The organism is Nonomuraea antimicrobica, from assembly GCF_039536965.1.
GTDB lineage: Bacteria > Actinomycetota > Actinomycetes > Streptosporangiales > Streptosporangiaceae > Nonomuraea > Nonomuraea antimicrobica.
This window is the reverse complement of the sequence record NZ_BAAAZP010000148.1, coordinates 1-18,246: the sequence shown is the minus strand read 5'-3', so window position 1 is coordinate 18,246 and position 18,246 is coordinate 1. Positions and strand designations below refer to the sequence as shown.

At 66.4% G+C, this 18,246-nt stretch carries 19 protein-coding genes; 6 read left to right on the top strand and 13 right to left on the bottom strand.

Translation table 11 applies throughout. From position 1 onward, the window contains the following. Positions 1-301: 301 nt before the first annotated feature. The 5 genes from ABD844_RS36620 to ABD844_RS36600 form a co-directional block, all read right to left on the bottom strand. Positions 302-913, bottom strand: coding sequence for a hypothetical protein (locus tag ABD844_RS36620; protein ID WP_344888420.1), 612 nt, complete (start codon positions 911-913; stop codon positions 302-304). Continuing rightward, complete coding sequence (locus ABD844_RS36615; protein ID WP_344888417.1) at positions 910-2,064, bottom strand: PASTA domain-containing protein; 1,155 nt, start codon at positions 2,062-2,064, stop codon at positions 910-912. Before ABD844_RS36615 ends, ABD844_RS36620 begins: the two co-directional genes overlap by 4 nt. Before the next feature lie 81 nt (positions 2,065-2,145). Further along, positions 2,146-3,249, bottom strand: coding sequence for a hypothetical protein (locus tag ABD844_RS36610; RefSeq protein WP_344888414.1), 1,104 nt, complete (start codon positions 3,247-3,249; stop codon positions 2,146-2,148). Next, on the bottom strand, positions 3,246-5,129 hold the full coding sequence (locus tag ABD844_RS36605; RefSeq protein ID WP_344888411.1) for a protein phosphatase 2C domain-containing protein: 1,884 nt from the start codon (positions 5,127-5,129) through the stop codon (positions 3,246-3,248). Before ABD844_RS36605 ends, ABD844_RS36610 begins: the two co-directional genes overlap by 4 nt. After that, positions 5,129-5,794 carry a vWA domain-containing protein gene (locus ABD844_RS36600; protein WP_344888408.1) on the bottom strand — a complete coding sequence of 222 codons (666 nt, stop codon included), beginning with the start codon at positions 5,792-5,794 and terminating at the stop codon, positions 5,129-5,131. Before ABD844_RS36600 ends, ABD844_RS36605 begins: the two co-directional genes overlap by 1 nt. 368 nt (positions 5,795-6,162) lie before the next feature. Here ABD844_RS36600 and ABD844_RS36595 point away from each other — a divergent pair, with 368 nt between their 5' ends. Further along, entirely contained in the window at positions 6,163-7,038 is an 876-nt protein-coding gene (locus ABD844_RS36595) for a helix-turn-helix domain-containing protein (RefSeq protein ID WP_344888405.1), read from the top strand. 464 nt (positions 7,039-7,502) lie between these two features. Here ABD844_RS36595 and ABD844_RS36590 read toward each other — a convergent pair whose 3' ends face one another. The 5 genes from ABD844_RS36590 to ABD844_RS36570 all read right to left on the bottom strand — a co-directional run bounded on the left by ABD844_RS36590 (position 7,503) and on the right by ABD844_RS36570 (position 13,089). Then, a complete protein-coding gene (locus tag ABD844_RS36590) occupies positions 7,503-7,886 on the bottom strand; it encodes a hypothetical protein (RefSeq protein WP_344888402.1) in 384 nt (127 codons plus the stop codon). Between the two features lie 1,051 nt (positions 7,887-8,937). Continuing rightward, positions 8,938-11,124 carry a xanthine dehydrogenase family protein molybdopterin-binding subunit gene (locus tag ABD844_RS36585; protein WP_344888399.1) on the bottom strand — a complete coding sequence of 729 codons (2,187 nt, stop codon included), beginning with the start codon at positions 11,122-11,124 and terminating at the stop codon, positions 8,938-8,940. A gap of 16 nt (positions 11,125-11,140) precedes the next feature. Further along, positions 11,141-12,112 carry an FAD binding domain-containing protein gene (locus ABD844_RS36580; RefSeq protein WP_344888396.1) on the bottom strand — a complete coding sequence of 324 codons (972 nt, stop codon included), beginning with the start codon at positions 12,110-12,112 and terminating at the stop codon, positions 11,141-11,143. Continuing rightward, positions 12,112-12,594, bottom strand: coding sequence for a (2Fe-2S)-binding protein (locus tag ABD844_RS36575; RefSeq protein WP_344888423.1), 483 nt, complete (start codon positions 12,592-12,594; stop codon positions 12,112-12,114). Before ABD844_RS36575 ends, ABD844_RS36580 begins: the two co-directional genes overlap by 1 nt. A gap of 108 nt (positions 12,595-12,702) precedes the next feature. Next, positions 12,703-13,089 (bottom strand): hypothetical protein, encoded by a 387-nt coding sequence (locus ABD844_RS36570; protein ID WP_344888394.1) that lies wholly within the window; start codon positions 13,087-13,089, stop codon positions 12,703-12,705. A 133-nt stretch (positions 13,090-13,222) separates the two neighbouring features. Here ABD844_RS36570 and ABD844_RS36565 point away from each other — a divergent pair, with 133 nt between their 5' ends. The 4 genes from ABD844_RS36565 (at position 13,223) to ABD844_RS53400 (ending at position 15,781) form a co-directional block, all read left to right on the top strand. Then, positions 13,223-13,816, top strand: coding sequence for a TetR/AcrR family transcriptional regulator (locus ABD844_RS36565; RefSeq protein ID WP_344888392.1), 594 nt, complete (start codon positions 13,223-13,225; stop codon positions 13,814-13,816). A gap of 428 nt (positions 13,817-14,244) precedes the next feature. Continuing rightward, complete coding sequence (locus ABD844_RS36560; RefSeq protein WP_344888390.1) at positions 14,245-14,979, top strand: hypothetical protein; 735 nt, start codon at positions 14,245-14,247, stop codon at positions 14,977-14,979. Beyond that, positions 14,957-15,337: an integrase core domain-containing protein gene (locus ABD844_RS36555; protein WP_344888387.1), complete on the top strand. Its 381-nt coding sequence runs from the start codon at positions 14,957-14,959 to the stop codon at positions 15,335-15,337. Before ABD844_RS36560 ends, ABD844_RS36555 begins: the two co-directional genes overlap by 23 nt. A gap of 153 nt (positions 15,338-15,490) precedes the next feature. Next, entirely contained in the window at positions 15,491-15,781 is a 291-nt protein-coding gene (locus ABD844_RS53400; protein WP_425568719.1) for an integrase core domain-containing protein, read from the top strand. Here ABD844_RS53400 and ABD844_RS36550 read toward each other — a convergent pair whose 3' ends face one another. From ABD844_RS36550 to ABD844_RS36540, 3 genes are read right to left on the bottom strand one after another with little or no spacing between them, the layout of a single operon-like run. Beyond that, positions 15,782-15,967, bottom strand: a complete 186-nt coding sequence (locus ABD844_RS36550; RefSeq protein WP_344888384.1) for a hypothetical protein — start codon at positions 15,965-15,967, stop codon at positions 15,782-15,784. 59 nt (positions 15,968-16,026) lie between these two features. Further along, complete coding sequence (locus tag ABD844_RS36545; protein ID WP_344888381.1) at positions 16,027-16,632, bottom strand: DUF7919 family protein; 606 nt, start codon at positions 16,630-16,632, stop codon at positions 16,027-16,029. Beyond that, entirely contained in the window at positions 16,629-17,693 is a 1,065-nt protein-coding gene (locus ABD844_RS36540) for a putative adhesin (protein ID WP_344888378.1), read from the bottom strand. Before ABD844_RS36540 ends, ABD844_RS36545 begins: the two co-directional genes overlap by 4 nt. Before the next feature lie 362 nt (positions 17,694-18,055). Here ABD844_RS36540 and ABD844_RS36535 point away from each other — a divergent pair. After that, positions 18,056-18,246: hypothetical protein (locus ABD844_RS36535; protein ID WP_344888375.1), on the top strand; the 191-nt coding region annotated here is incomplete at its 3' end.

Here is an 18,246-nt window from a genome sequence, read left to right as displayed (position 1 = left end):
ACACCAGCCAGCCGAACACCCGAACCATGATCAGATACAGCAGACGAACCGACACAAGCCGCGATCTTGCCCGTACGCTGCTGAAGGTCAAAACCGCAGATCAAGCACCTTGCGATGCGTTATGAAGCGGTACACGTTGTTCAGCGCCGTACGAGCCCGCTCGGATGCCTCCGGGACCAGATGCCCGTACAGGTCCACGGACTGAAGCAACAACCCGACGGTCACACTCGGCGGCTGAATTCTGGGCGCCCACAGGTGGGGCGTCGTGCCGCCGGCGTTATACCCGGCACCCTCGACGCAGTCATGGTTGCGGTGCGTCCGTTCCACGGAGGAGGAGGATCCCGTCACCGAGCCTGAGCTGGAGCGGCATGGTGAGTCTCGCCGTGTTCTGGGCTACCGGAAAGCCCTCCACGCTCCACGTGATGCTCGCCATGCAGCCGCTCGCGCGCAGGCTCATCAGACGACCGTTGCGAATGCTCGTCTGGAGCATGGCGACCTCGAACTCCAGGTCGATGCCGAAGCTGACGCGGGCCACGTACTGACCCTCGATGTACACGTCGACGTAGGGGGCGTGCTTCGATGTGATCGTATGTCCGGCCAGGCGCACTATTTCGGTGCTTCCGGGTTGTTCGAGGCTCCTGCGTGCGGCGGGCCCCAGCTCTCGGTACTGCAGCCAGCCGCCGAGCAGGACCGTGCCCAGTTCGACGCCGCGCAGCAGTTCGCCGCCCGCGTCGGCGACCCTGCCGTTGAGCGCGTCGCGAAAGGCCGAGCCCGATCGCTGGGCGCCGTCCTCGGTCCGATCGAGCGTGCGGTGCGTGTCGAGGACCCGCGACAGCTCCGCCGCCGCGTTCCTCGGGTCCGCGAAGAGCAGAAGATCGGCGGTGCCCGGCTCGGTTTCGATGTGGGCTGTCACGATACGACCTCTCTCAGTTCCTGGCGGCCGGAGTCCGCGAACAGCTCCACCCGAATGTCCGGCACCGGGGCGGACGGGGCCGCGCCAGGCGGCGGAGAGCCGGTCAGGTGGATCTCCAGGCGCGGGGCGGGATCGGGGTGCGGATCGCAGTGGATCGACGGCACCTGCTGGGGCTGGGTTTGGGACGGGAACGGGGCTTGGGCCTGGTGCGGGTCGCTCCTTCGAACGGTACGGCGGGCCCGCAGGGTCCGGGCGACGAGGACGAGGGCGATTGCCAGTCCCAGGAGCATGATCCCTACGATCGCTATGGGGACCAGCGACGAAATGGAGCCACCGTTGGCTTCGGGGATCTCCCCAGGGACCGTTTCGCTCTCGTTTCCACTGCTGCCCGGGTTTGGCGCCTCCATCGTCGCCTCCCGCAGCAACACCATCACGGTCGCGCCCTCGGAGACCTGGCTGCCGGCCACGGGATCCTGGCTGAGGATCGCCCCCGTCTTGGGCGAATCGGGATCCACACTGAGCACCAGGCCGACCTCCGAGAGCTGCCGCCTGGCCACCGCCGGGCCGAGTCCGATCAGCGACGGCACGGTAACCTGGGGCCCCTGCGTTCCGGGCGGTGGTGCAGAAGTGGTGACCGTGGACGGGGACGAGGGCGGATTCGGGGAGACCAGGTCTATTCGCACGGTCGTGCCGAAGCTCACCAGTCGGTCCGCGGGCGGATCCTGGCCGGCGACCTTCCAGTCGGCGCTCGCGCTCGCCGGCTGCGGGTCCTTGCCAAGGCCGGCGGCGTCAAGGGCGGTTTCGGCGTCGGCGCGGGAAAGGTCTCGCACATCTGGGACCTTCGGGCCGACCTCGAGGATGACCGTGTAGGCGACGTCGTCCCGGGCGGCGACGCCATGATCCGCCGAGCAGTTTTCCACCACGTAGTCGATGACGTAGGACGTCGAGGTCGGCAGGAGGGTCTGGGGACTCACCTGAATGTCGATGTCCGCGTCCGGCACGTTCAGAAGCATGTCTCTCGCCACCTGGAGCTCCTGATGCCGTACGTCGGGTGGCTCACAGCCGTCGGGCACGATCGGCGTGGAGGACGGTAGCACCGGGCTGAGGAACACGGCCAATGACACGGCGAGCATCGAGAGGTGGCGAAGCATCGGCTACTCCGCAGGGGCTGCGGTCATGATGCCCGGGACACGGCTGGTGCTTGACATTTAGCTCACTCCCCTTGAACGAGGTCACTTACCCAGGGCGATGATGAGGAAGAAGAGCACGATCAGCACGGCCCCCGCCACGACCGCCCACTTCACTTTCCCTCCCGAACCTGCCGAGGTAGCCGGCCCCGGAGGCGTGGCAGTGATCGGGGCCGGTGTCACGGCCGACTCGCCCGTCGGCCAGGGCTTCTTGATGTAGCCGTCCACGTTGACGTAGAGCCGCTCCCCGATGACCATCCTCGGCCACACCGCGGCCGCCTCTCGGAGCCGCTCCCGCACACCGGGCGGCGGCAGGGTACGGCTGCACTCGATGAGCGTGTCGGCGAGGGCCGACGGCATGACCCTCCGGAGGACCACCGGATCCGGCTGCCAGGTTTCGACCATCTCCTGGACGCAGCGCACCACCGCCCAGGCGAACTTGTAGTGGTCCGAGGTCACGTCGAAGGCCACCCCACGCTGCTCCACCGGAAGCTTCCACTGTTCCGGGTCGACGGGAGGCATCGCGCCCTCGCCCAAGAGCGGCACGCAGGAGTCGCAGTCGAGGAGGTACGTCTTGGGGCGCGGATCGATCGTGAAGACGGCGTTGCGCAATTGCAGATCCCCCACCGCGTACCCGTGCTGGTGCAGCCAGGTGACGGTGTCCAGCAGCTCACCGAGCACGGCCAGCTTGTACGGCGGCTCGTAGTACGCCTTCTTCACCTCGTACCGTTGTGCGATCCGCCTCGCACGGTCCGGGCTCCGGGTGAGCTCGTCGAGGTGACGCGGGGTCTCAGTCATCTCGCCCGAGCCGGAGGTCCGCTGTTCGAACATCGACCTTTCGGCGAGCCTGATCAGGATGCCCTCGGCCCTGGCGGGCGTGCCTACGACGGCGATCGGCCAGGCGCACCTCTCGTCCAGCACCGCACGCTCCTCGTCCGGGAGCTCCCTGCGCCAGCGGATCATGGAGTGCAGCGCGGGGACGCGCACCTCGTCGGCGGTCTCGGACTTGTACCTCTTGAACAGGTAGGTGCGCTGGTCGGGGGCGATGCAGAGCTGCAGTCCGTCCGTCTGCCCTCCGTCGCGGAGCACCGGCCCCTCCCCGGTGAACGTCAGCTCGCCGACGCGGACGATCATCCGAAGATCCGTCACGGCACGGCCGTATCGTGGCGTCCGGCCCAGATCGCGACCACCGTCCGGTCGTCGTCGAAGGTAGAGAGGCGGAAGTCGACCTCCCGGACGAAGTCGAGCAGGCTCGGCGGCGTGCGCCAGGTCTGGGACAGCCGCTGGGCCAGCGGGGTCTGGCCGCCCGCGACGCCCGCGGCGAAGCCGTCGCTGCTGAGCACCAGCAGGTCACCCGCGCGCCACGAGAACACCTGGACCTGGATGTCGGCGAGGTCGCCCGGGATCGCCGCCGTCACGTTGTCGCCGCCTCCTCTCCCGCACGCCAACGCCTGCCACTGGCCGCCGGTGACGAGGATGGCCGGGGAGTCGCCGACGGCGGCGCACACAGCTTGCCCCTCTCCCTCCGAAGGGAGGACGGCCACAGTCAGAGTGGTCCCGGGCCGTGCGGAAGGGGCGCGTTCGGTATTGGTGCCCGGCCGCGGCGAGCCGAGGGACTCGGTAGTCCGCCGGACCGTGTCGGACACGTAGGCGAGCACAGTTTTCCAGTCCCAGTTCTGCGGGCGTTCACCGGACCGCAACGCGCAGTCGATCCCGTCCAGCGCGGCCCCGACGGCGACCGTGGACGCGATCTCCGCGTGGCGCGCGCTGCCCAGGCCGTCGGCCACGACCGCGATGACCCAGCGCTCGTCGCTGCTGAGCCGCACACCGTACGCGTCCTGCCGGGTCTCGCCGCGGAAGCTGTGCGTGCGGCCCCGTACCGTGGCGGCGCGCACTGTCGTGCCCTTGACCAGGCCTCCGTCGAGCGCAAGCCCGGCATCGGCCGAGGTGGTGCTCCAGGGCAGGTGCACGGCGATCCGCCTGGGCTCCGGACCGACGACCACGCGGGTGTCCTGCGTGGCAGCGGACTGCGGCGCATCGGGTGTCGCCACGTCCGGCTGCCTCCCCCCACGCACGGCGGTCGTCGCGGGACGCCAGCCGAGCAGGTAGAGCGCGGTGAACGCCGCCGCCCCGCCCAGCAACAGGGCCAGGATCATCTGTGCCAGAGGAAACCCGGACGACATCGACACATTGTCGCCCGCCCAGTCCCTCGCCACGTCGGCCGGCCTCTTCCCGTTGTTCTTCACCTCGGTGAGCAGACGGTCGACGACCTGCGGGGTGAGCGCGTCCGTCACCTCCTGGAGCACCCGCTCGGCCTCCGGGTCCCCCTTGGCGACCTTGTCGCTGGTGAAGACGCTCAGCGTCCGGGGGGGCAGGATATTGTCCGGGTCTTCGAGCGGGACGAGGTTTCCCTTCTTCGAGCCGGCCGGGACGATCGCGCCTCCCGTGAAACCGGACTGTGTCAGGGTGGCGTCGAAGGCGGCCTGGTCGGCCTGACTGCTGACGGCGAGTCCCCGGTCGATCAGCGCCCGGTTGAACACGCCGAACTCTGGCGGGACCAGGACAGTGACGCGGGCCGTGTCGTTCTGATACCTCTGCGCGAATTCGGCGATCGTCCGGACGTCCCGCTGCAGCGAGGGGGACACGGCGAGCACCGCGCGGCTCTGGATCGCGGTCCTGCTCACGAGTGTGTGCCCGGGGAGGGCGGTGGGGAGTCGCTGGTCGTCCGGCGTCGACGGGGCCGGCGACGCGGCCACGAGCACGTCGAGGTCGTAGTCGACGGCGACCCGTGCGTCGTCCGGCTGCTTCGCGTAGTCCGCGACCTCGGCCACCTTCTTGGCGACGCCGTCGAGGCCGGCCCGGTCGAGCGCGGCGGCGTAGATCTCGGCGACGAGCTGCTCACGCTCTCCCGCCCGCGTGTTGACGATGATCTGCCGCCCCGAGTCGCGGGAACCGCTGCAGCCCGCGACGGCGAACCCGATGACGAGGGCGGCGACCGCGCTGGTACGGACCCGGCCCGGCGGGCCCATCAGGAGCCTCCGCAGGGGAGCCGGCGCATGCCGGCCGGAATCGGGATCACGAAGTCGGAACTCCTGATCGAGCTGCCGATGCTGTCTTGGACCGCCTGGGCTATCGCCGCCACCACCTTGACCGCCTGGATCGACTCGTCCGCGACGTACGCCAACGGGTTGTTCCGGAAGGACGTCGCCACCTGGCAGAGGGTCTGCTCGGTGACCTGGCCGAAGCCCATCGCCGTGATGTGCGGGCGGTGCGGGAACGCGGGGTCGATCAGCCTGGCATGGGCGGGCAGCCAGACCTCGGCAGGCTGACGGGCTTCTCCGACGAAGGGCTCGCCGTCGGTGACGAAGAAGACCACCGGGGTCTTGAGCTGGTACTGCCCGGCCAGGCGGGCGCAGTCGGCCTGGATGAGCTGCCGAAGGGTCAGGAACACCTGCTCGTAATTGGTCTGACCGCCCTTCGGCAGCGCGGGGATGTTGCTCGCGTCACAGGGCCTGGTGAGCGGGAGCACCACGTCGGCCCTGTCATGGAAGGCCACGATGGACACGTGCGCGGCCTCGCTCACCCCCGGATCACCGGCCTCGAGCTGAAAGAGCAGCTCCCCGACACAATTGGAAAGGATGTCGAACGGAGTCTGCCTGCCGTCCTCGCGGGGGGCGTGCATCGAGTGGGACACGTCGCACGTGATGTAGAAGGGAAATGCCCTCGGAAGGGCATAATTGTAGGCAGGCTCCGGAGAATGCGACACGGCGACTACTCTCCTCATGATCACTGACGCGGACGGCCCGAGGCGCGCGATAGGGACCCCCAGAGCGGACCCCCTCACCCATTAGATACGCCGCGAAGGCCCCAGCATTACTCATTTTCGGGAATTAATAGCTGCGGCACGGTGACAGACTCTGATAAAGCCGGTCTGTAAGGTCGGGAGCTGTGCGCCTGCCGAAAATTACATCCGCCCAGGTCATGGCCATGTGAGGGCTTCGCGTGGCGGCGCGAACTCCGGCCACCCAGGAGACGGAGACGCGTGCGGCAGGATGATCCGCTGTGCTCCTTCGCCTGGCCTACCTCACCATCACGAACACCTTCGCCGCGCTGCGGTTGCTGCCCATGAGCGATCGGGACAAGGACGTGGAGATACTCGCCCTGCGCCACCAGATCATCGTCCTTGAACGCCAACTCGGCGCCGGCACCAGAACCAGATTCGCACCCGAGGACCGAGCCTTTCTCGCCGCTCTCCTGGCCTCGCTGCCCCGCGAGGTCCTGGGCCGACTGCGGCTTCTCGTCCGCCCGGATACCGTCCTGCGCTGGCACCGAAATCTGATGAAACGGCGTCACGCCCGTACCTGCCAACCGAGACGGCCTGGGCGCCCGCCCACGGTCCGCTCCATCCGCGCTCTCGTCCTGCGCCTGGTTCGGGAGAACCCTGGCTGGGGCTATCGGCGGGCGCATGGTGAGCTCGCCATGCTCGGTATCAAGGTAGCGCCGTCCACGGTCTGGGAGATCCTCAAGCAAGAAGGCCTTGATCCGGCACCCCAGCGGGCGTCCACCACGTGGGCCGACTTCCTGCGCTCGCAAGCCCACGCTCTGCTGGCCTGCGATTTCATCGAGACCGTCACCTTGGACGGGCAGCGCCAGTACATCCTGGCGGTCATCGAGCACGCCAGCAGGCGCGTTCGAGTGCTGGGCACCACCGCTCACCCGACCGCCGACTGGGTGATCCAGGCGATCAGGAATCTCGTGATGGACCTGGAGGATGCGAACTGCCGGGCACGCTTTCTGATCCGCGATCGGGATGGGAAGTTCCCCGCCCTCATGGATGAGATCCTCGCCGACGTAGGTATGCAGACCGTACTCACCGGTATCCGGATGCCGCGAATGAATTCCATCATGGAGAGATGGGGTGCAGTCCTGCCGCCGTGAACTCCTGGACCGCTCCCTGATCTGGAACGAACGCCACCTGCGGCACGCCCTGCGCGAGTACGAACTGTTCTATAACCGGCACCGAGCCCATCAAGCCCTGAACCAATCCGCCCCGCTGCATACCGTCCCGGACCCGATCACGGATCCAGAGCGAATCACCGATCTGAACATACGCCGACGAGCCCGGCTTGGCGGCGTACTCCACGAGTACTCACATGCCGCTTGACCTGCATGGATGGAATTATCGGCAGGCGCAGGGCTGCTGGGAAGGACGGTCGGCGTAAACGCCCACGGCATTGACGCCCTGAAGCTTCGGGACTCGTGACCGCGAAGGCGGCCGCTTCGCCGCCGTTACCTGGATCCCCAGCGCTCGACCGATCCGCCGAACGCGATCACATGCTCATCATCGAAGATCGCGTCGTGGCCGCGTCGTGGGAATCAATCGTGAGCGCGGCGGCGGGCGATCACCGGGGCCAGGACTTGTAACCGCCACACGAGCCATTTTCCTCGCAGACCCGATACTTGACCGGCACGCCCGGCAGCCCCTGACTTGTGGGTGTGCTGTTAAGTGTGTAGTCGTATGCCGTTGTCATCCGCTCAGAGGCGCTCCGGTTATCATAATACCAGACCTGGGCGAAAACATAGTTTCCATCATCTTCCACGTCTTTCACCTGTACCCCATGGAAAATATCTGGAAAGAGGAAATCGTCATAACGCACGCCTACAGCCCAGTCGCTCCCGTGGTATGCCGTTGGGCCATCGGCTGCTTGTGCTGTATTCGCCATGAGTAGAAGTGCCGTCACGCTACCGGCAACGGAGGCGAGCGTTTTACGCAGGATCTTTCCCATGATGCCTACCTTCTCTAATCCGAACTCGCAATGAACGAGCAGTCGCGAATAAAATTTCCTGTGGCGAGCCTTCTCGCCAAGCCCTAGTAGAGTTTTGGAGTGATCCTTTTCGACTTGCCGCTTGGATCAGGCCAGAGGCCGGTCCACCGGCTGCACCCAATCCGGCGTCATGGCAGGACACCTGGTTCAGGTGAGAGACGCAACTCGCGGACCAGCTCTCTGATCAGAGAGTCCGAGGTTGGAAAGGTGCGATGTAGAAGCTTCGCCATCTTGCCCTGTGGGTGGTGATGCCGGCGATCATTAGCAGCATGTCGCCGCATGTCCGGGTTACGGGACCACTCAAGAGTTAGTTTGACGTGGGGTCGACGAGGTTCGCGCTCGCGGTCGTATCTGCGCGCCTGGTGCCCGCCATAATGGGGCAGCGATATTCGTACAAGCAAGCGGTTCTGTCGAGAGGGAGTCGCACATTAACGAGTCCCCTCATTCAGCAAGGCGGTCTTCACTCTAACACGGCAAGAGAACTCCCGCAAATAATGCATCAGGCCGGTCCAACTTATCGTTCAAACCCAAAAGCTCGTGGCCTGCACCGAACTTGCTGCCACTAAGGGCACAAGCGCGGTGCACCTGAGCGGTCTCGGCACTTGCAGCGCACATCGAATGCCAACCGTCACGATCTTTTTGTGTTGCTAAACGGCTCGGACAAGGTCAGAATGCGCAGGATCTCGTCCGTTCGAAGGAGTGGAGAACCTGTACGAAGTCAGAATATATAGAATCCAGGAAATGTCGTTAGCTAGAGCTCCACGGCTTCTTGACGGTGTGTCTACTACATCGCCCCGCGTGGTTGTACCGCTTCAAAACTCGTACACGCGGACCTCGCCGCGGTCATCCGCAGCCGGCTCAAGCAGATGCAGTACCGTCCCGATACCCGAGCCGCGAACCAACCGGCTCTTGACCTGGTCCACTTGGTCACGCGTGTGACACGTGACGAACCCGCGTACGCCGTCGCATGAACATTAATCCTCTTCCGTCACCAACCGTCTCCCTTGTCCGGTCAGGTGAGCAGCTTGTCGGGGGTGATGGGCAGAGTCCTGATGCGCTTACCAGTGGCGTTGTAGACGGCGTTGGCGAAGGCAGCGGCGGCTCCGACCGTGCCGAGTTCGCCGATCCCGCGCGCGCCCGTCGGGCTGAGCCTGGTGTCGGGATAATCGAGGAAATGTACGTCGATCGGCACCGTGTCGGCGTTGACCGGCAGCACGTAGTCGGCGAAATTTGCGTTCGAGATCCGGCCGGTGGCGCCCTCGACCTTGCCCTCTTCGAACATCGCCGCCGCGAGCCCGAACAGCACGCCGCCTGTGATCTGATTGCGCGCGGTCTTGGCGTTGAGGATGGCGCCCGCGTCCACTACGGTCGTGAAGCGGGACAGGCGCGGCTCCCCGGTCCACCTGTTGACCTTGACTTCGCAGAAGTGCGCGGCGTACGAGGCGTAGGCGTGGCTGTCGTCCGCTGCCGCGGTGGTTCCCTGGGCGCCGACCTCGGAGGTTCTGGTCCGGGTGAGCAACTCGCCGAAGTCCACCGATGTTCCCGCCCCGACGAGGCGGCCCCCGTCATACCGGACACCGGTTGCACCGAACAGTGGTGAGCCCTCGGCCGTGGTGGCGTGTTGGACCAACTCGTCGACAGCCTCCTGCGCGGCCACCAGGATCGCGGGTGTAACGGTCGAGGTGGCGGCGGAGCCGACGGCGCCGTACATGTCGTTGCTGCCCACGAGAGGCAGCCTGGAGTCGCCCAACGCGGGCTTGATCCGGTTGACCGGTATGTTCAGGGCACCAGCCCCGATTAGGGCCATGATCGTCCACATTCCGGTGCCCGCGTCGGAGGTGGCGCAAGCTACGGTGGCGGTGCCGTTCGGGCGGAAGGTTACTCGCACCGCGGTGGGTGCCCGTCCCGAGTCCAGGATGGCGGTCGACATCCCCATGCCGATCCGCCAGTCGCCGTCGATGACCGTGCCCGGCTGGGCACGGCGGCGCGACCAGCCGAACCGCTCGGCGCCGACCTGGTAGCACTCGTCGAGGTGCTTGCTGGAGTACGGCTTGCCCTCGATCAGGGTTCCTTGGAGGTAGTTCGTCATGCGCAGCTCGATGGGGTCCATGCCGAGCGCGACGGCCAGCTCGTCCATGGCGCTCTCCAGGGCGAAAGAGCCGGCCTCGTCGCCGGGGGCGCGCATGATCGTGGCGGCGGGCAGGTTCATATCGGGAGTGATCGACAGCTTGATATGGACGTTCGGCGTGGCGTAGAACTTCGCAGTGGTGCGGTAGCCCGGGTCCTCCACGAGGCTCTGGCTGGTCGTGTGGTGCTTGATCGCCTTCAGGCGCCCGTCCCGGTCCGCGCCGAGCCCGAACGTCTGCGACGACGCCGCCCGGTGGCCCGTCACGGTGAAGAGCTGCTCGCGGCTGGTCACGACCTTGACGGGGCGGCCGAGCGCGCGGCTGGCCGCCGCGGCCAGCAGGGTAGGCGCCCAGGTGAACGCCTTGCCACCGAAGGCGCCGCCCACGTAGGGGCTGACGACGTGTACGTCGGCGGGCTGTACGCCCAGCACTGTGGCCACTTCCAGCGCGTGTGCCGCCGGCCCTTGGGTTCCGCTGAAGATCGTCAGCTCGCCGGCCTGCCAGGCCGCCACGGCCGCGTGTGGCTCCATCATCATGTGGTGCCTGGGCGGGACGTCATACGTCTCCTCCACTCTGATCTCGCTGGCGGCCAGCGCGGCCTCGATGTCGACGCCCACCGGCTTTTCGATCACTTCCCCGAGCGGTAGCCCGGGGATGGAAGGCGGGTCCGCTGGGTTCTGCTTGGCGTCCTCGAAGGAGGATTTCGGGGGCTGCGCCACGTACGTCACTTTGATCAGCGCCGCGGCGTCCCGGGCCTGTTCGATGGTCTCGCCCACGACCAGCGCCACGACCTGGCCGTAGTAGTGGACCTCGCGGTCGGCGAACGGGTGGCGGGTCTCCGCGAAAACGCCTCCGAGCGCGGGCATCGTGCCGGGGAAGGACAGCCGGTTGTCGGGGGTGTAGATCTCGATCACTCCCCCGGCGGCGCGGGCCATGCTCAGGTCCATCGAGGTGATCTGGCCCTTGCCGATCGTGCTGGTCACCATATACCCGTAGGCCATTTCGGGCAGATTGTGGTCGGAGGAGTACTTGGCTGTCCCGGTGACCTTGGCGCGCGCGTCGATCCGGTCCATCGAGGGTTCTGCCACATCAGCCTGCCAGGTGGACGAGTGCGCGGATGATGGTGCGGCACAGCAGCGCCGGTTTGAAGGCATTGTGCGACAGTGGGCGTGCGCCGTCGGCGGCGTGCGCCACCGCGGCCTCGAAGGTTTGCAGCCGCATCGGCCTGCCCTTCAGCGCCCTCTCGACGCCGGGCAGCCGCCAGGGTTTGGCGCCCACGCCGCCGGCCGCGACGCGGGCCTCGCCGATCACGCCGTTCGTCACGTTCACCGCGACGGCCGCGGAGCAGAGCGCGAACTCGTACGACTGCCGGTCGCGCACCTTCAGATACACGGACGTGCGCGCCCAGGACAGCGCGGGCACGGTCACGCCGGTGATCAGCTCGCCGGGCCGTAATTCGTTCTCCAGGTGCGGTGTGCTGCCCGGGAGCCGGTAGAAGTCGGCTAACCGCAGCGTCCGCTCACCGTCGGTGCCGCGCAGCGACAGCCGGGCGTCGAGCGCGATGAGGGCCACGGCCATGTCGCTGGGGTGCGTGGCGACGCAGGCGTCGCTGGTGCCCAGGATGGCGTGTGAGCGGTTGTGCCCGCCGACGGCCGGGCAGCCGGAGCCGGGTGAGCGCTTGTTGCATGCGGTGGCGGGGTCGCGGAAGTAGCCGCAGCGGGTGCGCTGCAACAGGTTGCCGCCGATGGTGGCCATGTTTCTGATCTGTGGGGAGGCGCTCTGCCGCAGCGCCTCGGCCAGCATCGGGTACGGGCCCGCGACCAGGTCGTGCCCGGCCACGTCGGCCATGCGCTCCGTCGCCCCGATGAACAGGCCCGTGGCGTCGGCCCGGATGCCGCGCAGCGGCACGGCCGTGATGTCCACGACATGCGCGGGGGTGACGACCTCCAGCTTCATCAAGTCGACCAGCGTCGTCCCGCCTGCCAGGTACGCCGATCCGTCGCGTGCCTGTCCTAGTGCCTCGCCTACACTGCGCACTGACGCAAAGGTGTACGGACGCATTACGCCGCCTCCTTCGCCGTCCGCACTGCCTGCACGATCTGTTGATAAGCGCCGCAACGACAGATATTTCCAGACATGTGCTCGCGGATCTCCGCCTCCGATCCCGCGTGCCCCTCCTCGATCAGCGCGACGGCGGACATCACCTGCCCTGGTGTGCAGAACCCGCACTGCAACCCGTCACACTCCACGAACGCCCGCTGGACCGGATGCAGTCGGTCCCCGTTGGCCAGCCCCTCGACAGTGGTCACGGCCTTGCCGCTGACGCCTGCCGCGAGCGTGAGGCACGACAGCACCCGGCGCCCGTCCACGTGCACGGTGCACGCGCCGCACTGGCCACGGTCGCAGCCCTTCTTGGTTCCGGTGAGGTCCAGCCGCTCGCGCAGCGCGTCCAGCAGCGTGACCCGCGGGTCGAGGCTGAGCGTGCGCGTCTTCCCGTTCACCTCCAACGCGACCTCCACAACGCCCGGCGCGCTCGCGGCCATGGCCGGCCGAGGGCGCTCCGCGGTGGCGGCGAGCGCCGCCACCGCGGTCGAGGTCAGCAAGAAGCCGCGGCGCGACACCCCGTCGTCCTGGGATTGTTCTTTCACGTGTCAACCTCCATTGCCTCGGGGCGGCAACCCGGCCGCCCGGTAGATGTCGTCGAGCAGGCCCATCGTGACGACGGCGTCCTGGGCGTCCGTGAGCACGGGAGCACCTGCGGTGATCGCCGCATAGAAGTTCCGTAGCTGGCTCGTGTAGGCGGCTTCGCCGGCGACTCGCTCGACGCGGGTGCCGCCTGGGCCGCGTACCGTCAGCCAGTGGAAGACGTGCGGGGCGAGGAAGTTGATGACGCTCAGTTCGCCATGCTCTCCTGCCACCCTGGCGCCGACCGACAACGGAGGCCAGCCCCACAGCGATACGCGTATCTCGCCGCTTGCTCCGCCGGGTAACGCCAGTTCTGCCCGCATCGCCCGGTCGACGAGGGGCCTGGACCGCAAGGTCCGCGCCTGCGCCGAGAGGACCCGCGGCCGTTCGCCGCAAACCGATCCTTGGCACATGCCCTCCGAACTCGATACCGTTTGGTACTCAGTACCATAACGTATCGAGTTCCGTATGGATAGACTGCAAGGCATGTCGGCCGAGTCACTCCAAGAACGCAAGCGGCAGAAGGCGCGGAACGCGATCATCACGGCTGCCTACGAACTGTTCAGCGAGCGCGGGTTTGACGACGTCACGGTGACGGAGATCGCAGAGCGGGCGGAAGTCGGGCGCACGACCTTCTTCCGCTATTTCGGCGACAAGCAGGAGGTCGTGTTCGCCGACGATGAACGAACCCTTGCAGTCCTCATCGGCACGCTACGCCGGGAAGCCGAGCGCCGCCGACCGATCGGCGACTCGCTGGCCACCGCACTTAGGGTGATCAGGGCCGCCACTCAGGAGGGCCTGACCGGATGGACGACCACGCCGGAACGGTCTGCAGTTCACGCCAGGCTGCTGCGTCGCCATCCCGAATTGATGGCGCGACTGCTGCTGAAGCAGCAGCAGCAGGCCGCCATGATCGTTGCCGTACTGACCGAACACGGCGCCACTCCCACGGTGGCGACGCTGGCCACGCAGGTGTCGCTGGCCTGCCTCTACACGGCCATGCACCTCGCCGAGGATCCCGCACGGCTGCCGCAAATCGTCGAGGAGGCCTTCACCAGACTCGACGGTCTCGGCGGATGAGGGACGTTCTTACACTGCCTCAAGCGGCGATGGATCGGCGGGCTAGGAAGGTGCACGCCGCCACGCGACCGCAAGGGGTGCCGGCCGCGCCGGTCAGCCTGGGCATCAACCTGCAGGCGTGGTGTGGTATCTGATGGTGGCCCACGCGATTCCGGTGCACCGCTGCGCCGAGTTGGTCGCTTCGCTGACCGGTGCTGCACCGTCGGCGGGGTTCGTGCACGGCATGATCGCCCGCGCGGCCCAGGCGGTGGAGCAGAGAACTGCCAGGTCATGCCCATGCTCACCTACGCCTCGACGCTCGGCCACGCCTTCGTCAACCGGCGCCTGTTGCGGGTGCCGATTATTCATCCGCGCAGCTCGTAGGCATGATGGGCGATCTCGGCCCGGCGGTGTCACGAGGGCCCCGGCGAACGGCATGATGATCGGTTGTGGTGCTGCGCTTGGCCTACCTCACGGTGACGAATATCTTCTCGCTCCTGCGCTTACTGTCCAGGAGCGATCATGACAAAGACATCGAGATTTTGGATCTGCGGCACCAGTTGTCGGTACTGCAGCGGCAGGTGACCAGGCCCGTGTTCACGCCGGATGACCGGTTCGTCCTCGCTGGGCTGCTCCACCGCCTGCCGATGGACCAGTTGCGGCACCTCATGTTGCTGCTGCGGCCGGAAACTATCCTGCGGTGGCATCGTGATCTGCTGCGGCGCCGTCACGCCGCGGCCAGCGCATCGCGGCGGCGCGGACGGCCGCGCACGGTCCGCGCCATCCGCGTCCTGGTGTTGCGCCGGGCGCGGGAGAACTCCTCTTGGGGCTACCGGCGTATTCACGGCGAGTTGGCCGTGCTCGGTATCAAGGTCGCTGCCTCCACGGTCTGGGAGAGTCTTAAGGACCAGGGGATCGATCCGTCTCCCGAGCGGGCGGCCACCACGTGGGCCGCGTTCCTGCGGAGCCAGGCTGGCGCGCTGCTGGCGTGTGACTTCTTCGAGGTGCGCACGCTGACCGGGGCACGGCTCTATGTGCTGGCGGTCATTGAGCACGCCACCCGCCGTGTTCGGATCCTCGGCGTGACCGCCCGCCCTAACAGGGCAGTGGGTCACCCAACTCGGTCGCAATCTCGTCATGGACCCGCAGGAGGCCAGCGGCATGGCCAGGTTCCTGATACGTGACCGGGATGCCAAGTTCACCGCGGCCTTCGACGCCGTGCTGGTCGATGCTGGAATCCGCGTCGTCAGGAGCGGTGTCCGGGTACCGCGGATGAATTCGCTTATGGAACGGTGGATTCAGACCTGTCGTTGTGAGCTGCTGGATCGGACCTTGATCTGGAACCAGAAGCACCTTCTCCAGGCGCTGCGTGAATTCGAGACGTTCTACAACGAACATCGGCCACATCGAGCGCTCCAGCAGGCAGCTCCGCTCCGAGCGCTTCCTGATCCAAGCACAGACTCTGCCCCGATCGCGCCGCTCGACATTCGCCGACGCGACCGACTGGGCGGTGTCATCAGGGAGTACCACCATGCGGCTTGACCTGGCCGGATGAATAATCGGCACCCGCACCACCCAGCAAGCCCGGAACCTGCTGATGGACCTGGGTGAACGCGCCGGCGCCTTCAGGTTTCTCATCCGGGACCGTGACGGCAAGTTCTCCCGCTTGTTCGATGAGTATTCGCCGCCGCTGGGGTGCGGGTCATCAAGACGCCCGTCCGGTCACCACGAGCGAACGCATTCGCCGAACGATTCGTGGGAACGCTACGCCGCGAGTGCCTCGACCACCTGCTCATCCATGGTGAGCGGCACCTGCGCAAGGTCCCGACCGAGTACGAACGCCATTTCAACCATCATCGCCCACATCAGGGCCGTTCGCTCCGCCCGCCATCGCACGATCCCAGCAAGGTGATCGACATGACTTCCCGGATCCACCGTCGAAGGACCGTCACAGGACTGATCAACGAGTACCACAGAGCAGCCTGATCACCCGACAAACGCCCAGCTCAGCAGCAGTGTCCGTGTTTTGGCACCGCACAGGGCCCATGGCGCCAGGCCGTTCTCGCTGCCGACCACGTGCACGGTCGCGAGCACGACGCTCTGCCGGCGGAACAGCACGTTCGCCTTGTAGGCGCTGTGCCGGCTGTCGGACGCCTGGGTCCGCACGCCCATCGAGTTGCGGCCGAGCGTTCACCGCCTGTCACGAGGCGAATCACGACATTGAGTCCCCGTCACCTGCTCTGCCAATCCGTACCGAGCCGCCTTTCCACGACCATGAGCTTTTGCTTCAGGAACAGATTTGCGGCGCCGTCAAGATCAGCCGCGGAAATGTACCCTTGGGCTTCATACGGTGACATCACCAGGAGATCAAGAGCAGCATCGATCCGGTCGTTCGCCTCTTGCGCGCGGACCAAGACCTCACGCAGCCTCCTCAGCACTTCCCGGTTCAAGCCGGGCGCCATGACCGCTTCGACATAATCGCCCGGCGGCCGATATCCATGGCACTCCACATAGTGATAGATCAGGTCGGGTGATGAATAGATGATTCCCTCGGCCGAGAACAGATGGATCTCCGCACTACCGAGGGGCACCTCAACCCCTGTGGGCATCGTCACGGCAGGAAGCCCCTCGCGGCCCCGCCTGAGGCAGAAGCCGCAGCGGTGAAACCCGCGGGTCTGGTTCCTGGGAACCGCCACATGCAGCCGAAGCGCATCCAGGAATCCCGCCGGCACCGGGCCCTTCGCGTACGAACGCCATGGACTGAGCCATCCGACATTGCGGTCCGGAATAGCCGAGGGGCTATAGACGTACTCCGACGAGTCTCGGAAGAACGTCATGGCTCCCTGCTTCCCTGGCAAGCAGCCCAGTGGCACGTCCCCATGTTGGGCTTCAGCAATTCCGACAAGGGCGTTTGCGATCGCACCGTGGTTGACCTGGAGTGAATGGCCAAATCCGGCGTGGGCGGATACAGCTGCAGGTTTCGAACGCGGCTTCCGGGGCCGTAGACCTTGGTCGGCTTGAGGTCGGGATCGCCTACCTCGACCCGGAATCCTGTAAAGTCCGTGATTGTACGGCCCTTCTTCCCGTAGACCGCCAGTGAGGTGCCTTGGGGCACCTTAGTCCAGCCGTCGCCAAAGGACCGGCCGCCATGGCCTGCGAAAACGGTCTCGTCATCGGGGCGGGCGCTTCCCTTGGCAGGGCCGCAGCTGTTGTCGTTGTGGACGAGGACTGCTGTGCTGCCTGCCACCGCATAGTACGTGTGCAGGTCAGCGACCGTCAGGTTGTGGACGCGCTGGACGGCGGTCCACGTTTGCGCAGCGGCGACTTGGACGTATGTGCCCGCTGAGGTCTGGAGCCACATGCCAGGCTGGAGCCGTCCGGCATCGATCCATTGGCGCAGGACGGGCACCCAGAAGGGGTGGTTGTCTGTGGCGGTGATGGTGTCGGTGGCGGTGCCAGCGCTGCCGTCAACGTCTACGGTGATCTTGACGAGGTTTTTCGGGCCTTGGCCCTCGATCAGTGCGGTGACTGGTTCAGCGCTGCTACGGCCAGTCGTGGGGTCGGCCGCGATGACCTGGTCGCCGATCTTGACGTCTTCGATGGCTTTGGTGGTGCCGTCGGCCATGAGCACTCGGGTGCCGGGGACGAAGCTGTTGGGTGCGCTGTCACAGGAGTAGATAGTGGGAGGGGGTGGGTCGCTGTAGTACGTGTCAGGGGCGTCGGCCGGTTCTCTCGCAGGGTCGACCACGGCCACGCTGTCGATGCACTGCCCGGCGAAACTCCAACTGTCGTCGCAGTGGATGATGGTGCCGGTGCCGGGGCTGTCGGCGGGGACGCCGACAGGATCGGCGATGGAGGCATCGCCAAGTTCGATGCGGTCCGGATTGGCGCACGGCATCCCGGGAACGAAACACGGATCATCGGCAAGAGCGATATTTCCCTCGACCGTGCACTTTTTACCGCAATTGGGCAGTTTAGGGCCCTTGACCCAACAGAAGGTAGCGCAGGGATCGGCCTTTGGCTCCGTCTTTGGTTTGGGTGGAGGCTGATAAGTGGGCTGCTTGACGCCACAATTCACTGTGCAGGGACGACCCGTTGGATTCTGGTCATGCTGTTGCTTCGGTTTCGGGTCGGGGCGTGCTGGGGGCCTGGGTTCGCGGCGGTCGTCGCCGTAGGGGCTCTGCCTTGTGGCCTGTGTGGGTCTCCAGCCCTTGGGGGCCGTACCCCCTTTTTTCCCCTGCTGCGTATTCTGCTTATTACGTGCACGCGTCGCTTCTCGGGCTTCCCTTGTGGCAAGCTCTGCTGCCGCAGCGGCAGAAGCTGCTTGAGCCGCTCCTTGAACCGCAGCTGTGGCGCCTCTTAGAGGTCCTAACAGAAAGATCAGCGGACGGGGCGTCGCCAGCAGATGATCGCAGCGGCAAGGGTCATGAAGGCTTCATGGATGTCGTCGC

Coding starts and splice junctions, on each gene's coding strand:
- ABD844_RS36615 (WP_344888417.1), bottom strand. CDS start 2,064: ATGCTTCGCCACCTCTCGATGCTCGCCGTGTCATTGGCCGTGTTCCTC.
- ABD844_RS36590 (WP_344888402.1), bottom strand. CDS start 7,886: ATGGGAAAGATCCTGCGTAAAACGCTCGCCTCCGTTGCCGGTAGCGTG.
- ABD844_RS36540 (WP_344888378.1), bottom strand. CDS start 17,693: ATGCCGTGCGCCAATCCGGACCGCATCGAACTTGGCGATGCCTCCATC.
- ABD844_RS36555 (WP_344888387.1), top strand. CDS start 14,957: ATGGCCAGGTTCCTGATACGTGACCGGGATGCCAAGTTCACCGCGGCC.
- ABD844_RS36585 (WP_344888399.1), bottom strand. CDS start 11,124: ATGGACCGGATCGACGCGCGCGCCAAGGTCACCGGGACAGCCAAGTAC.
- ABD844_RS36550 (WP_344888384.1), bottom strand. CDS start 15,967: ATGGGCGTGCGGACCCAGGCGTCCGACAGCCGGCACAGCGCCTACAAG.
- ABD844_RS36545 (WP_344888381.1), bottom strand. CDS start 16,632: ATGACGTTCTTCCGAGACTCGTCGGAGTACGTCTATAGCCCCTCGGCT.
- ABD844_RS36565 (WP_344888392.1), top strand. CDS start 13,223: ATGTCGGCCGAGTCACTCCAAGAACGCAAGCGGCAGAAGGCGCGGAAC.
- ABD844_RS36575 (WP_344888423.1), bottom strand. CDS start 12,594: ATGGCCGCGAGCGCGCCGGGCGTTGTGGAGGTCGCGTTGGAGGTGAAC.
- ABD844_RS36605 (WP_344888411.1), bottom strand. CDS start 5,129: ATGGGCCCGCCGGGCCGGGTCCGTACCAGCGCGGTCGCCGCCCTCGTC.
- ABD844_RS36580 (WP_344888396.1), bottom strand. CDS start 12,112: ATGCGTCCGTACACCTTTGCGTCAGTGCGCAGTGTAGGCGAGGCACTA.